The organism is Enterobacter sp. 01-M-02-SI-ECC (genome assembly GCF_047530595.1).
GTDB lineage: Bacteria > Pseudomonadota > Gammaproteobacteria > Enterobacterales > Enterobacteriaceae > Enterobacter > Enterobacter cloacae_M.
Genome location: NZ_JBLKCZ010000007.1, coordinates 112,631 through 125,833, shown reverse-complemented (window position 1 = coordinate 125,833; position 13,203 = coordinate 112,631). Strand labels below are relative to the sequence as shown.

Sequence of the window (13,203 nt, the reverse complement as noted above, 5' to 3'; positions counted from 1 at the left end):
CAGGAGAGAATATGTCGATTACCTGCCCGGAATGCCAGTCACCGCTGGAGCCCCAGAACGGCGTGGCGCACTGCGACAGCTGTAATAAAGATATTGCGCTTGTAGCCCGTTGCCCGGAGTGCCATCAGCCACTCCAGGTATTAAAAGCCTGCGGCGCGGTGGACTATTTCTGCCAGAACGGCCACGGCCTTATCTCTAAAAAACGCGTGGAGTTTGTTCGGGCCGAAGGTTAATCGCAGACGCAGCCTTCGCCTTTCTTCCAAAGCTCAATCAGCGACTCTGGCGCTTCCTGCTCCGGCACCAGCACGACGATATCGGCGTAGTGCGCCTGATTTTGCCCGGTCCAGATAATCTGGATGCGGAAATAGCGCTGGTCGCCGCTGCCGGGTGAAGAGGCTTGCCCCGGCGGCTGACCGCGCGGAAAAGCCTGCTCCAGGATGCTCACCAGGCGCTGGCGCTGGGCTTCATTGAGCGAGGAGAGCGCGATGGTACGCTGTCCGCTCAGCCTGGGGATAAAAGCGACGCCGCCTTCCCGGGCCAGTTCAACCACGGCGTCATCCGTCAGTTCCGGAACCTGCATTTACAACACTCCCACCTGTTCCCAGGCTTGTTTAATGGCCGCACCAGCGTCGCCGCCGGAGCGTTTCTCTCCGTGCGCGATCGTCAGTTTTGCGAAGGCCTCAAAATCCGCATCCTGCGCCAGATTGCGATCGCAAACCGTGTCGTACCAGGCATAACCCGCTTTTTCCCAGGCGTAGCCGCCGATCGCCGTCGCGGCCAGATAAAATGCCCGGTTGGGGATGCCGGAGTTCAGATGCACGCCGCCGTTATCCTCGCGCGTTTTAATGAAATCTTTCATGTGCGCAGGCTGCGGATCTTTGCCGAGCAGGGGATCGTCATAGGCGGTGCCGGGTTCAGACATTGAGCGCAGCCCTTTGCCGTTAATCCCTTTCGCCAGCAGCCCTTCACCAATGAGCCAGTCTGCTTTATCGGCGGTTTGCTTCAGATGGTACTGTTTGACCAGCGAGCCAAACACGTCCGACAGAGACTCGTTCAGCGCGCCCGACTGCTCAAAATAGATAAGCCCGGCTTCGGTCTCGGTCACACCGTGGCTCAGCTCGTGCGCCACCACGTCGATGGCGATGGTAAAGCGGTTAAATATATCCCCGTCGCCGTCGCCAAATACCATCTGCTGACCGTTCCAGAAGGCGTTCTGATATTCCCGACCGTAATGCACAGTGCCGGTCAAAATAAGCCCTTTATTATCGAGCGAATCGCGCTGATATTCTTTCCAGAAGAAGTCATGGGTAATACCTAAATAATTATAGGCTTCATCCACCGCCACATCGCCGTTCGACGGCTGGCCTTCGTAACGCACCTGCGTACCCGGCAGCTCCTGGGTTTGCTTCGCGTCGTAAATATCGCGCTCCAGCTGCCCGGCTTTATTCACGTGCGGAGCAGCGGGTTTGCCCGGCATGTGGGCCATCAGCGTCTGGACATGGGTTAAGGTCTGACGGGCGCAGCGCTGCTGCGGCTCGGAACCGCTTTCGATAATACGACGAAGAATATAAGGGGGAATAACGCTATGAAGATGGGGCATGCTGCTCTCCTTATTAAAAAAGGGAATAGCAGCAGTATAGTAAGTAACCGGCGAAGAATTATCCGGTTTTACGCTGACGCGTTTTTTTCACCGGTTTAATTGATTTCACTTCACTTTCTACCCAGCCGTCGGAAAGACGCGTCGTCAGCACATCGCCGGTATTTACCTGTTTAGTTTGCTTCAGCACTTTGCCGTCCGTCGCCGTCGTCACGCTATAGCCGCGCGCCAGCGTGGAGAGGGGGCTAACCGCTTCAAGGTGGGTCACCGCATTGCCAAAGCGTTCGCGGGTGGTGCTCAGTCGCGCGCGGAGAGTTTCCGCCAGACGGTACTCCAGCTGCTGAATCCGCGTTTGCGCGCGATAAATTTTCGGCCGCGGGTTCTGCTGGTTAAGACGCTGCGTCACGCGCTGCTGGCGCGACACCGCGCGCTTGATCTGCGTGTCCACCGCCACGTTCATGCGCTGACGCAGACGATCCAGCACGGTCTGCTGGCGCGCCAGACGCAGCTGCGGATGCTGCTGCTGAAGACGATGATGAAGCTGGGTAAAGCGGCGGGTACGGTTGGCAAGAAAGTAGTCCATCGCCATCTCAAGACGCTGCTGTACGTTCTGAATCTGACGCAGCAGCTCCAGCTGGTTGCGGCTGACCACTTCCGCCGCCGCGGACGGGGTAGGCGCACGCAGATCCGCGACGAAATCCGCAATTGTTACGTCCGTTTCGTGGCCGACGGCGCTCACCACGGGGATAATACTTGCAAAGATTGCCCGCGCCACGCGCTCGTCGTTAAAGCTCCACAGATCTTCCAGCGAGCCGCCGCCGCGTCCGACGATTAAGACGTCACACTCCTGACGGGCGTTCGCCAGCTCAATGGCGCGAACTATCTGGCCCGGCGCATCGTCACCCTGAACGGCGGTCGGGTAGATGATGACGGGTAGGGAAGGGTCGCGACGCTTCAGCACGTGCAAAATATCGTGCAGTGCCGCACCGGTTTTCGAGGTGATGACCCCAACGCAGTGGGCGGGGGAGGGCAGCGGTTTTTTGAACTGCTGGTCGAACAGCCCTTCGGCAGAGAGCCTGGCTTTTAGCTGTTCATACTTCTGCTGCAGCAGGCCTTCGCCCGCGGGCTGCATGCTCTCGACGATAATCTGATAATCGCCGCGCGGCTCATACAGGGTGATATTGGCGCGAACCAGAACCTGCTGGCCGTGCTGAGGACGAAACGTCACGCGACGGTTGCTGTTGCGGAACATCGCGCAGCGCACCTGGGCGGTGTCGTCTTTTAGGGTAAAGTACCAGTGACCGGAGGACGGCTGCGTGAAGTTAGAGATCTCACCGCTGATCCAGACCTGCCCCATTTCCTGCTCAAGCAGCAAACGCACCGTCTGATTCAGGCGGCTGACGGTATAAATTGAGGGGGATTGAGAGGATAACATGTGAGCGGGATCAAATTCTAAATCAGCAAGTTATTCAGTCGATAGTAACCTGCTGAGAGGCAATCGCAAGCTTTTTTATAAAAAAGTGTAGATGCAATCGGTTACGCTCTGTATAATGCCACGGCAATATTTAACCACCCAGGTCAGAGATATTGCCCATGCTACGTATCGCTAAAGAAGCACTGACGTTTGACGACGTCCTCCTCGTTCCCGCTCACTCCACTGTTCTGCCGAATACTGCCGATCTCAGCACGCAGTTGACTAAAACCATTCGCCTGAACATTCCTATGCTCTCTGCGGCAATGGACACCGTGACTGAAGCGCGCCTGGCTATTGCCCTGGCACAGGAAGGTGGCATTGGCTTTATTCACAAAAACATGTCTATCGAACGTCAGGCCGAAGAAGTTCGCCGCGTGAAGAAACATGAATCCGGCATCGTGTCTGACCCACAGACCGTTCTGCCAACCACCACGCTGCACGAAGTGAAAGCCCTGACCGAACGTAACGGTTTCGCCGGTTACCCGGTTGTGACCGAAGAGAACGAACTGGTCGGTATCATCACCGGTCGTGACGTGCGTTTCGTGACTGACCTGAACCAGCCTGTTAGTGTGTACATGACGCCAAAAGAGCGTCTGGTCACCGTTCGCGAAGGTGAAACCCGCGACGTGGTGCTGGCAAAAATGCACGAAAAACGCGTTGAAAAAGCGCTGGTTGTTGACAGCAGCTTCCACCTGCGCGGCATGATCACCGTTAAAGATTTCCAGAAAGCAGAACGTAAGCCTAACGCCTGTAAAGACGAGCATGGCCGTCTGCGCGTCGGCGCTGCGGTTGGCGCAGGTGCCGGTAACGAAGAGCGCGTTGACGCGCTGGTCGCTGCGGGCGTTGACGTCCTGCTGATTGACTCCTCTCACGGCCACTCCGAAGGCGTTCTGCAACGTATTCGCGATACCCGCGCCAAATACCCTGATCTGCAGATCATTGGCGGTAACGTGGCCACCGGCGCAGGCGCTCGCGCCCTGGCTGACGCTGGCTGCAGCGCGGTGAAAGTCGGTATCGGCCCTGGCTCCATCTGTACTACCCGTATCGTCACCGGCGTGGGCGTTCCGCAGATCACCGCGGTGTCTGACGCGGTTGAAGCGCTGGAAGGCACCGGTATTCCGGTTATCGCTGACGGCGGTATCCGCTTCTCTGGCGACATCGCCAAAGCGATCGCCGCGGGCGCAGCTGCCGTAATGGTAGGCTCCATGCTGGCCGGTACCGAAGAATCCCCGGGTGAAATCGAACTCTACCAGGGCCGTTCTTACAAATCTTACCGCGGTATGGGTTCCCTGGGCGCGATGTCCAAAGGCTCCTCTGACCGTTACTTCCAGACCGATAACGCCGCTGACAAACTGGTACCGGAAGGTATCGAAGGTCGCGTAGCGTATAAAGGCCGTCTGAAAGAGATCATTCACCAGCAGATGGGCGGCCTGCGCTCCTGTATGGGTCTGACCGGCTGTGGTACCATTGACCTGCTGCGTACTAAAGCGGAATTCGTACGCATCAGCGGTGCGGGTATCCAGGAGAGCCACGTTCACGACGTGACGATCACCAAAGAGTCCCCGAACTACCGTCTGGGCTCCTGATAAGTTTCCGCGCCCGGCTTCAGCCGGGCGCTCTGTTTTTGTTTCACTTGCCTCGGAATTAGCGTCAATGACGGAAAACATTCATAAACATCGCATTCTCATCCTGGACTTCGGTTCTCAGTACACTCAGCTGGTGGCGCGTCGCGTACGTGAACTGGGCGTTTACTGTGAGCTGTGGGCGTGGGATGTCACGGAAGCACAGATTCGCGAATTCAATCCAAGCGGCATCATCCTGTCCGGCGGCCCGGAAAGCACCACCGAAGAGAACAGCCCGCGCGCGCCGCAGTACGTGTTCGAAGCTGGCGTGCCTGTATTCGGCGTTTGCTACGGTATGCAGACCATGGCAATGCAGCTGGGCGGCCACGTAGAAGGCTCCAACGAGCGCGAGTTTGGCTACGCACAGGTAGAAGTCGTCACCGACAGCGCGCTGGTGCGCGGTATCGAAGACTCCCTGACCGCAGACGGCAAACCGCTGCTGGACGTGTGGATGAGCCACGGCGACAAAGTTACCGCCATCCCGTCTGACTTCGTGACCGTTGCCAGCACCGAAAGCTGTCCGTTCGCCATCATGGCGAACGAAGAAAAACGCTTCTACGGCGTGCAGTTCCACCCGGAAGTGACCCACACCCGTCAGGGTATGCGCATGCTGGAGCGCTTCGTGCGTGACATCTGCCAGTGTGAAGCCCTGTGGACCCCGGCAAAAATCATCGACGACGCCGTTGAGCGTATCCGCCAGCAGGTTGGCGATGACAAGGTAATTCTCGGCCTCTCAGGCGGCGTGGACTCCTCCGTGACCGCGATGCTGCTGCACCGCGCCATCGGCAAAAACCTGACCTGCGTGTTCGTGGACAACGGTCTGCTGCGTCTGAACGAAGCCCAGCAGGTTATGGACATGTTTGGCGACCACTTCGGTCTGAACATCGTTCACGTGGAAGGCGAGCAGCGCTTCCTGGACGCGCTGAAAGGCGAGAACGATCCGGAAGCCAAACGTAAAATCATCGGCCGCGTGTTCGTGGAAGTGTTCGACGAAGAGGCGCTGAAGCTGGAAGACGTGAAGTGGCTGGCGCAGGGCACCATCTACCCTGACGTGATCGAATCCGCGGCCTCTGCAACCGGTAAAGCACACGTCATCAAATCTCACCACAACGTGGGCGGCCTGCCGAAAGAGATGAAGATGGGCCTGGTTGAACCGCTGCGCGAGCTGTTCAAAGACGAAGTGCGTAAGATCGGTCTGGAACTGGGTCTGCCGTACGATATGCTCTACCGTCACCCGTTCCCGGGTCCGGGTCTGGGCGTGCGCGTGCTGGGCGAAGTGAAGAAAGAGTACTGCGACCTGCTGCGTCGCGCGGACGCGATCTTCATCGAAGAGCTGCACAAAGCTGACCTGTACAACAAGGTAAGCCAGGCGTTCACAGTGTTCCTGCCGGTTCGCTCCGTTGGTGTGATGGGCGATGGCCGCAAGTACGACTGGGTGGTTTCCCTGCGTGCGGTGGAAACCATCGACTTCATGACCGCGCACTGGGCGCACCTGCCGTATGACTTCTTAGGCCGCGTGTCTAACCGTATCATCAACGAAGTGAACGGTATTTCCCGCGTGGTGTATGACATCAGCGGTAAGCCACCGGCTACGATTGAGTGGGAATAATTCCCCGCTGAATTAACACCAAAACCCTCTGCCTGTGCAGGGGGTTTTTTATTGCCTTACTTACCCTCCCCCAACCGATACGCCAGCGCCACCACCAGCGACTGCACCAGGCACAGCGTCGCCGACTGCGAGCGAAACGCATCCACCTGAGCCTCCTTCACCACAAAGCAGAGATCGCTGAACGTCGCCAGCGGGCTAATCTGGCTGTCCGTAATCACGATCTGCCGTGCGCCGACGCTGGCGGCGGTTTCGCTGACCATCACCGTCTCTTCCGCGTACGGCGAGAAGCTGATCGACACCACGATGTCGCGCGCCTTAATGCGGCTGATCTGCTCGCGCAGCATGCCGCCCATGCCGTCGAGCAGGATAGGGCGGCACTCGAGGTGGCTCAGGGCGTAGGTGAGGTAGGCCGCGACGCTAAAGGAGCGGCGCAGTCCGGCGATGTAGATGGTGTCGGCGTCGGCCAATAGCTGCACCGCGCGCTCCAGCATTTCCGGTTCGGCGCGGGCGGCCAGCTGCTGCAGCGCCTGCGCGTTCGAGCGGGCGAACTCCTGCAGGATATCGAGCGGCGTTTCCGGCACGGCCTCGCTCTCCATCTCGCGGAACAGCCGGGCGCGGTCGCTGTAGCTGGCGGTCTCCTCCACCAGGTTCATGCGAAACAGCTGTTTCATTTCGTTGAAGCCGGTGAAGTCAAAGGCGTTGGCAAAGCGGATCAGCGTCGAGGGCGGCACGTCGGCGCGCTCGGCAATGACGGCAACCGTATCAAAGGCCACGCTGTTGGTGTTATCCAGCACGTAGCGGGAGACCTGCTGCAGCCTCTTGCTCAGGCTATCGTAGCGATCGCGGATTTGCTGCTGCAGTTCGTTCAGGCTGGTTGCTGTCGTCATCTTATCCCCCAAATACAGTCTTATGATTCTAAACGCAAAACCGCGTCTTTTAAATGTCGGCCATCCATCTGGCAGCAAAAATGAAACAGAAACTTCAGTCATTTCCTCGCCCGAAATCCTTAATAGCGCACGCTGCACCAGTGTTGTTGGCTGTTAACATAAAAATCCATCCTTGATCACAATAATCATCATTTATTTTATTTCAACTTAAAATGGAATATTTGTTTCATATATAGTGTTCAGTACACAGTGTTCAGGTAACAGTCACGTATCAACAGCGAGAGGTTAAGGATGGAGACGGTAGCGAATTTTATTCACGGCGAATGTGTCACCGGTTCAGGCCAGCGCGTTCAGGCGATCTTCAACCCGGCCACCGGCGAGCAGATCCGCCAGGTGGTGATGAGTACGGCGCAGGAAACGGAGCAGGCGATTGCCGCCGCGCAGCAGGCGTTTCCGGCGTGGGCGCGCCATGCTCCGCTTAAGCGCGCGCGCGTGATGTTCCGCTTCAAGGCGCTGCTGGAGGAGAACATGGAGCGCCTGGCCCGCATCATCAGCGAAGAGCACGGCAAGGTCTTCTCCGACGCGGTGGGCGAACTGACGCGCGGCCTGGAAGTGGTGGAGTTTGCCTGCGGTATCCCGCATCTGCAAAAGGGTGAACACTCTGCGAACGTCGGCACGGGCGTCGACAGCCACTCGCTGATGCAGCCGCTCGGCGTCTGCGCCGGGATCACGCCGTTTAACTTCCCGGCGATGGTACCGATGTGGATGTTCCCGATTGCGCTGGCGACCGGCAACACCTTCGTGCTGAAGCCGTCGGAAAAAGATCCTTCTCTGGCGCTCGCGCTGGCGCAGCTGCTGAAAGAGGCCGGCCTGCCGGACGGCGTGTTCAACGTGGTGCAGGGCGATAAGGAGTCCGTTGACGTGCTCCTGACCGACCCGCGCGTGCAGGCGGTGAGCTTTGTCGGCTCCACGCCGATTGCGGAATACATTTATCAGACCGCATCTGCCCACGGTAAGCGCTGCCAGGCGCTGGGCGGTGCGAAAAACCACTGCATTTTAATGCCGGATGCCGACATGGAGATGGCGACCAACGCCATCATGGGCGCGGCCTACGGCGCGGCGGGCGAGCGCTGCATGGCGCTCTCGGTAGTGCTGGCGGTGGGAGATAAAACCGCCGATGACCTCTGCGCCCGGCTCGAAAAACAGATTGCCGCGCTGCGCGTCGGGCCGGGCCTGGACCAGTCGCCGGAAAACGAAATGGGGCCGCTCATCTCCTCCGCGCACCGCAGCAAGGTGCTGGGCTACATCGACAGCGGGGAAGCGCAGGGGGCGAAGCTTCGCGTGGACGGTCGCGGCTTCAGCGTGAAGGGCCAAGAGCAGGGCTACTTCGTCGGGCCGACGCTGTTCGATAACGTCACCCCGGAGATGACCATCTATAAAGAAGAGATTTTTGGCCCGGTGCTTTCTGTGGTGCGCGTAGCAGATTACGCCAGCGCGGTGGATCTGATTAACCGCCATGAATATGGTAATGGTTCAGCGATCTTCACCCGCGACGGCGGCTGCGCGCGCCGCTTCTGCGAAGAGGTGCAGGCGGGCATGGTGGGCGTCAACGTGCCGATCCCGGTGCCGATGGCATTCCACAGCTTCGGCGGCTGGAAGCGTTCCATCTTTGGCGCGCTCAACGTTCACGGCAGCGACGGCGTGCGCTTCTACACCCGAATGAAAACCATCACCGCGCGCTGGCCGGAAATGCAGCAGGAGACAGGCGCTGCGTTCTCTATGCCAACGCTGGGCTGACAGGAGGTTTTATGCAAACCGAACGTATGACCATGGCCCAGGCGCTGGTCCGGTTCCTTAATCAACAGTACGTCAGCGTGGACGGCAACGAAACGCCCTTCGTAGAGGGCGTCGCCACCATCTTTGGTCACGGCAACGTGCTGGGTATCGGCCAGGCGCTGGAGCAGGACCCCGGTCATCTGCACATCATGCAGGGCTGCAACGAGCAGGGCATTGCCCATATGGCGACGGGATTCGCCAAACAGCACCGCCGTAAGCGCATCTTTGCCGTCACCTCCTCCGTCGGGCCGGGTGCCGCCAATATGGTCACGGCGGCGGCAACCGCCACGGCGAACCGCATCCCGCTGCTGCTGCTCCCGGGCGATATCTACGCCAGCCGCCAGCCGGACCCGGTACTGCAGCAGATCGAGCAGTATCACGATCTCAGCATCAGCACCAACGACTGCTTCCGCCCGGTCTCCCGCTACTGGGACCGCATCAACCGTCCCGAGCAGCTGATGAGCGCAATGCTTAGCGCGATGCGAACGCTTACTGACCCGGCAGATACCGGTGCGGTGACGATTTGCCTGCCGCAGGACGTGCAGGGGGAAGCGTGGGATTACCCGCTAAGCTTCTTTGCGCGTCGCGTGCACCACATCGAGCGTCGTCCGCCCGATCCGCAGCGTCTGGCGCAGGCGCGGGCGCTGATCGCCCGCAAGCGTCGCCCTCTGGTGGTGTGCGGCGGCGGGGTGCGTTATTCCGGCGCGCATGAGGCGTTTCGCGACTTTGTCGAGACGCTGCAGCTGCCGTTTGCCGAAACCCAGGCCGGGAAGGGGGCGCTGGTAAGTGACCACCCACTTAACCTCGGTGGCGTAGGGGTGACGGGCGGAATGGCGGCCAACCAGCTCGCGCCACAAGCTGATCTGGTGATTGGCATCGGCACGCGCCTGACCGACTTTACCACCGGCTCCAAGGCGCTCTTTTCCCATCCGGATGTCGAATATCTGCTGCTGAACGTGGCCGAGTTTGACGCCCTGAAGCTGGACTCCACGGCGCTGATTGCCGACGCTCAAACCGGGCTCGAGGCATTGACCCACGCGCTCGTTGATTACCGCAGCGGCTGGGGAGAGGCAATCGCTGAGGCGAAATCCGCCTGGCGCGACGAGTGCCGTCGCCTGTGGGATCGCCAGTGGCGTCCTGACGACGCGCCCGAAGTGGCGGGACACCTGGACGCGCAGCTGGCGGAGTACGGCGAGACGCTCAACACCCGCCTGACCCAGACGCGGGTGCTGGGGCTGATCAACCAGCATATTGAAGATAACGCCATCGTGGTGGGCGCGGCCGGTTCGCTGCCGGGGGATTTACAGCGCCTCTGGCAGGTCAAAACGCCGGACAGCTATCACCTGGAGTACGGCTACTCCTGCATGGGCTATGAGATTGCGGCAGCCCTCGGCGCGAAGCTTGCCCGACCCGGGCAGCCGGTATACGCCATGGTGGGGGATGGCTCCTACATGATGCTGCACTCCGAGCTCCAAACCGCCGTTCAGGAGGGCATTAAGGTCACCGTTCTGCTGTTTGATAACGCCAGCTTCGGCTGCATTAACAACCTGCAGATGGGGCACGGCATGGGCAGCTTTGGCACGGAAAACCGCCACCGCAACCCGGAAACCGGGCGGCTTGACGGGCCGCTGGTGAAGGTCGATTTTGCGCAAAACGCGGAAAGCTACGGCTGCCGCGCGTGGCGGGTGAACGATGAGCAAAGCCTGCTGGCGGCGCTGGAAGCGTCACGCGCCCATCCGGGCCCGACGCTGCTGGACATCAAGGTGCTGCCGAAGACCATGACCCACGACTACGCCTCCTGGTGGCGAACCGGTGATGCGCAGGTGGCGGAATCGTCTGCCGTGCGTGAAGCCGCCGAGCAAACGCAGGCGCAGGTGAAAAAAGCCCGTCAGTATTGAGTTTTCCCGAAGTAACGAAATTTTCATTTCATTTTCCACTCACCCTAACCCTCTCCCCAATGGGGAGAGGGTTAGGGTCGGTGCTGTCTTTTCACCCTCGCCCCTTTGGGGAGAGGGCCGGGGTGAGGGGCTAGCAGCACCTTCTTCCATGTTGTGAGATTGATAACAAAATTTATCTCATTCATCTCAAAAGTGTTAACCCGCACTCAAAAACATAATTTTCACTATTTATAAAAATGAAATAAATGTTTTATTTATAGGGTCGTTAGTTCACAGCATTCACCAACACCGGGAGCCGTTATGTTTAACATTGCTTTACTGGGCGCTGGCCGAATTGGCCAGGTACATGCAGCTAACATCGCCAGCCACGGCGCGACCACGCTCTGGTCCGTGGTTGACCCGAATCAGGAATTTGCCACCCGTCTCGCCGCGCAGTATCAGGCCCGTCAGCAGAGCCTGAACGAGGCGATGACCGACCCTAACGTTCACGCCGTGCTGATCGCCTCCGCCACCGACACCCACGCGGATCTGATTGAAATGGCCGCCCGCCACGGCAAGGCCATCTTCTGCGAAAAGCCGGTACACCTTGACCTCGCCCGCGTGCGCGACTGCCTGAAGGTGGTCAAAGAGTACGACGTGCCGCTGTTCATTGGCTTTAACCGCCGCTTTGACCCGCAGTTTCGCCGCGTGAAAACCGACGCGCAGGCCGGGCGCATCGGCAAACCGGAATCGCTGCTCATCATCTCCCGCGATCCGTCTCCGCCGCCTGCGGAGTACGTGCGCGTCTCTGGCGGCATGTTCCGCGATATGACCATTCACGACTTTGACATGGCCCGCTTCATCATGGGCGAAGAGCCGGTGTCGGTGTATGCCCAGGGCAGCAACCTGGTGGATCCGGCGATTGGCGAGGCGGGGGATATCGATACCGCGTTTATCGTTCTGAAATATGCCTCCGGCGCGATGGCGACCATCGTCAACAGCCGCCGTTCATCTTACGGCTACGACCAGCGCCTGGAGCTACACGGCTCCGAAGGGCTGCTGTGCGCGGGCAACATTCTGGAAAACCAGGTGCAGCACTACGGCAAACAGGGCTGCACCAGCGCGCTGCCTGAACACTTCTTCCTGCAGCGCTACAAATCCGCTTACGCCGCGGAATGGGAACACTTTGTTGCGGTCCTGCGCGGCGAAGCGGTGCCTGACTGCAGCGGCGATGATGGTGAACGTGCGCTGTACCTTGCGGATAAAGCGCTGGAATCACTGCGTAGCCAGCGCGAGATCGTCCTCTAAACACAACAACCCTACACAGAGAGACATAATAATGAAAAAACTGATCGTAGCCGCCCTCATCGCCATGACATCCGGGGCCGCACTCGCCGAAAACGAGCAAATCGTTTTCAGTACGCCAAACCTGGCCATGCCGTTTGAAGTTCACATGCAGCGCACGGCGGTGAAAGCCGCAAAAGAGATGGGCGTGAAGCTTCAGGTGCTGGACGGACAGGGCAGCTCGCCGAAGCAGGTAGCTGACCTGGAAAACGCCATCACCCGCGGGGCGCAGGGCTTTATCGTCTCCCCGAACGACGTCAACGCGGTCTCCAGCGCGGTGGATGAAATTCAGGATGCGAAGCTGCCGGTGGTCACCCTTGACCGATCCGTCGACAGCCAGAAAAAAGTGCCGCACTTCGGCGCCAACAATTACAAGGGCGGCCAGGCGATTGGCGACTTCGTCAAAACCAAATTCCCTAACGGCGCGGACATCATTCTCCTCACCGGCCAGCCGGGCTCCTCTTCCAATATTGAGCGCACCAAAGGGATCCGCGACAGCCTGAAGGCGGGCGGGGATAAATACAAGATCGTCGCCGATCAGACCGGCAACTGGATGCGTTCTGAAGGGATGCGCATTGTTGAAAGCGTTCTGCCTTCGCTTCCGAAACGTCCGCAGGTGATCCTCTCCGCCAACGACGATATGGCGCTGGGCGCGATTGAAGCCCTGCAGAGCCAGGGCGTGAAGCCGGGCGAAATCCTCGTGACCGGGTTTGATGCGGTGCCGGAAGCGCTGGCCCGCGTGCGCGACGGCTGGCTGGCGGTAACGGCGGATCAGCGTCCGGGCTTTGCGGTGCAGACGGCGATGAGCCAGCTGGTGGCCAACGTGCGCGAGAAGAAAGCCATTACCGGGGCCGACTACCCGCCGACGCTGATCACCAAAGAGAACCTGCAGCAGGCTGAGCGTATCGGTGAGGCCGGTAACTGATTTATCCGCAGCCGCCGCTGGCGCGGCGGCTC

General features: G+C 59.5%; 11 protein-coding genes. 7 read left to right on the top strand and 4 right to left on the bottom strand.

Annotated elements, in window-relative coordinates; translation table 11 throughout:
* The first annotated feature begins 11 nt into the window (after window positions 1–11).
* Window positions 12–233: a zinc ribbon domain-containing protein gene (locus tag ACMWLG_RS11975; protein ID WP_045399652.1), complete on the top strand. Its 222-nt coding sequence runs from the start codon at window positions 12–14 to the stop codon at window positions 231–233.
* Here the strand turns inward: ACMWLG_RS11975 and ACMWLG_RS11970 are convergent.
* Genes ACMWLG_RS11970 through xseA form a run of 3 tightly spaced genes read right to left on the bottom strand, consistent with a single transcriptional unit; the run spans window position 230 to window position 3,032 of the window.
* Window positions 230–580, bottom strand: a complete 351-nt coding sequence (locus ACMWLG_RS11970; RefSeq protein ID WP_045399654.1) for a protealysin inhibitor emfourin — start codon at window positions 578–580, stop codon at window positions 230–232. The two genes, ACMWLG_RS11975 and ACMWLG_RS11970, sit on opposite strands and share 4 nt — an antisense overlap.
* Window positions 581–1,600, bottom strand: coding sequence for a M4 family metallopeptidase (locus ACMWLG_RS11965; protein ID WP_045399657.1), 1,020 nt, complete (start codon window positions 1,598–1,600; stop codon window positions 581–583).
* A 58-nt stretch (window positions 1,601–1,658) separates the two neighbouring features.
* Window positions 1,659–3,032 carry an exodeoxyribonuclease VII large subunit gene (gene xseA, locus ACMWLG_RS11960; protein WP_045399659.1) on the bottom strand — a complete coding sequence of 458 codons (1,374 nt, stop codon included), beginning with the start codon at window positions 3,030–3,032 and terminating at the stop codon, window positions 1,659–1,661.
* A 158-nt stretch (window positions 3,033–3,190) separates the two neighbouring features.
* On the opposite strand from xseA, the gene guaB reads away from it, so the two are divergent.
* Together guaB and guaA are read left to right on the top strand one after the other, a co-directional pair.
* Window positions 3,191–4,657: an IMP dehydrogenase gene (guaB, locus tag ACMWLG_RS11955; RefSeq protein ID WP_023333022.1), complete on the top strand. Its 1,467-nt coding sequence runs from the start codon at window positions 3,191–3,193 to the stop codon at window positions 4,655–4,657.
* 67 nt (window positions 4,658–4,724) lie between these two features.
* Window positions 4,725–6,302, top strand: a complete 1,578-nt coding sequence (gene guaA, locus ACMWLG_RS11950) for a glutamine-hydrolyzing GMP synthase (RefSeq protein WP_006811514.1) — start codon at window positions 4,725–4,727, stop codon at window positions 6,300–6,302.
* Between the two features lie 56 nt (window positions 6,303–6,358).
* On the opposite strand, the gene ACMWLG_RS11945 is transcribed toward guaA, so the two are convergent.
* Window positions 6,359–7,189: a MurR/RpiR family transcriptional regulator gene (locus ACMWLG_RS11945; protein WP_008502123.1), complete on the bottom strand. Its 831-nt coding sequence runs from the start codon at window positions 7,187–7,189 to the stop codon at window positions 6,359–6,361.
* 291 nt (window positions 7,190–7,480) lie between these two features.
* Here ACMWLG_RS11945 and ACMWLG_RS11940 point away from each other — a divergent pair, with 291 nt between their 5' ends.
* From ACMWLG_RS11940 to ACMWLG_RS11925, 4 genes are all read left to right on the top strand, one after another.
* Window positions 7,481–8,986: a CoA-acylating methylmalonate-semialdehyde dehydrogenase gene (locus ACMWLG_RS11940; RefSeq protein WP_134867280.1), complete on the top strand. Its 1,506-nt coding sequence runs from the start codon at window positions 7,481–7,483 to the stop codon at window positions 8,984–8,986.
* Window positions 8,987–8,997: 11 nt separating this feature from the next.
* Window positions 8,998–10,923: a 3D-(3,5/4)-trihydroxycyclohexane-1,2-dione acylhydrolase (decyclizing) gene (gene iolD / locus ACMWLG_RS11935; RefSeq protein ID WP_045399662.1), complete on the top strand. Its 1,926-nt coding sequence runs from the start codon at window positions 8,998–9,000 to the stop codon at window positions 10,921–10,923.
* A gap of 300 nt (window positions 10,924–11,223) precedes the next feature.
* Window positions 11,224–12,210 (top strand): inositol 2-dehydrogenase, encoded by a 987-nt coding sequence (iolG, locus tag ACMWLG_RS11930; RefSeq protein WP_038417345.1) that lies wholly within the window; start codon window positions 11,224–11,226, stop codon window positions 12,208–12,210.
* A 31-nt stretch (window positions 12,211–12,241) separates the two neighbouring features.
* On the top strand, window positions 12,242–13,171 hold the full coding sequence (locus tag ACMWLG_RS11925) for a sugar ABC transporter substrate-binding protein (protein WP_023308788.1): 930 nt from the start codon (window positions 12,242–12,244) through the stop codon (window positions 13,169–13,171).
* Window positions 13,172–13,203 lie beyond the last annotated feature (32 nt).

Coding starts and splice junctions, on each gene's coding strand:
- ACMWLG_RS11975 (WP_045399652.1), top strand. CDS start 12: ATGTCGATTACCTGCCCGGAATGCCAGTCACCGCTGGAGCCCCAGAAC.
- ACMWLG_RS11970 (WP_045399654.1), bottom strand. CDS start 580: ATGCAGGTTCCGGAACTGACGGATGACGCCGTGGTTGAACTGGCCCGG.
- ACMWLG_RS11965 (WP_045399657.1), bottom strand. CDS start 1,600: ATGCCCCATCTTCATAGCGTTATTCCCCCTTATATTCTTCGTCGTATT.
- xseA (WP_045399659.1), bottom strand. CDS start 3,032: ATGTTATCCTCTCAATCCCCCTCAATTTATACCGTCAGCCGCCTGAAT.
- guaB (WP_023333022.1), top strand. CDS start 3,191: ATGCTACGTATCGCTAAAGAAGCACTGACGTTTGACGACGTCCTCCTC.
- guaA (WP_006811514.1), top strand. CDS start 4,725: ATGACGGAAAACATTCATAAACATCGCATTCTCATCCTGGACTTCGGT.
- ACMWLG_RS11945 (WP_008502123.1), bottom strand. CDS start 7,189: ATGACGACAGCAACCAGCCTGAACGAACTGCAGCAGCAAATCCGCGAT.
- ACMWLG_RS11940 (WP_134867280.1), top strand. CDS start 7,481: ATGGAGACGGTAGCGAATTTTATTCACGGCGAATGTGTCACCGGTTCA.
- iolD (WP_045399662.1), top strand. CDS start 8,998: ATGCAAACCGAACGTATGACCATGGCCCAGGCGCTGGTCCGGTTCCTT.
- iolG (WP_038417345.1), top strand. CDS start 11,224: ATGTTTAACATTGCTTTACTGGGCGCTGGCCGAATTGGCCAGGTACAT.
- ACMWLG_RS11925 (WP_023308788.1), top strand. CDS start 12,242: ATGAAAAAACTGATCGTAGCCGCCCTCATCGCCATGACATCCGGGGCC.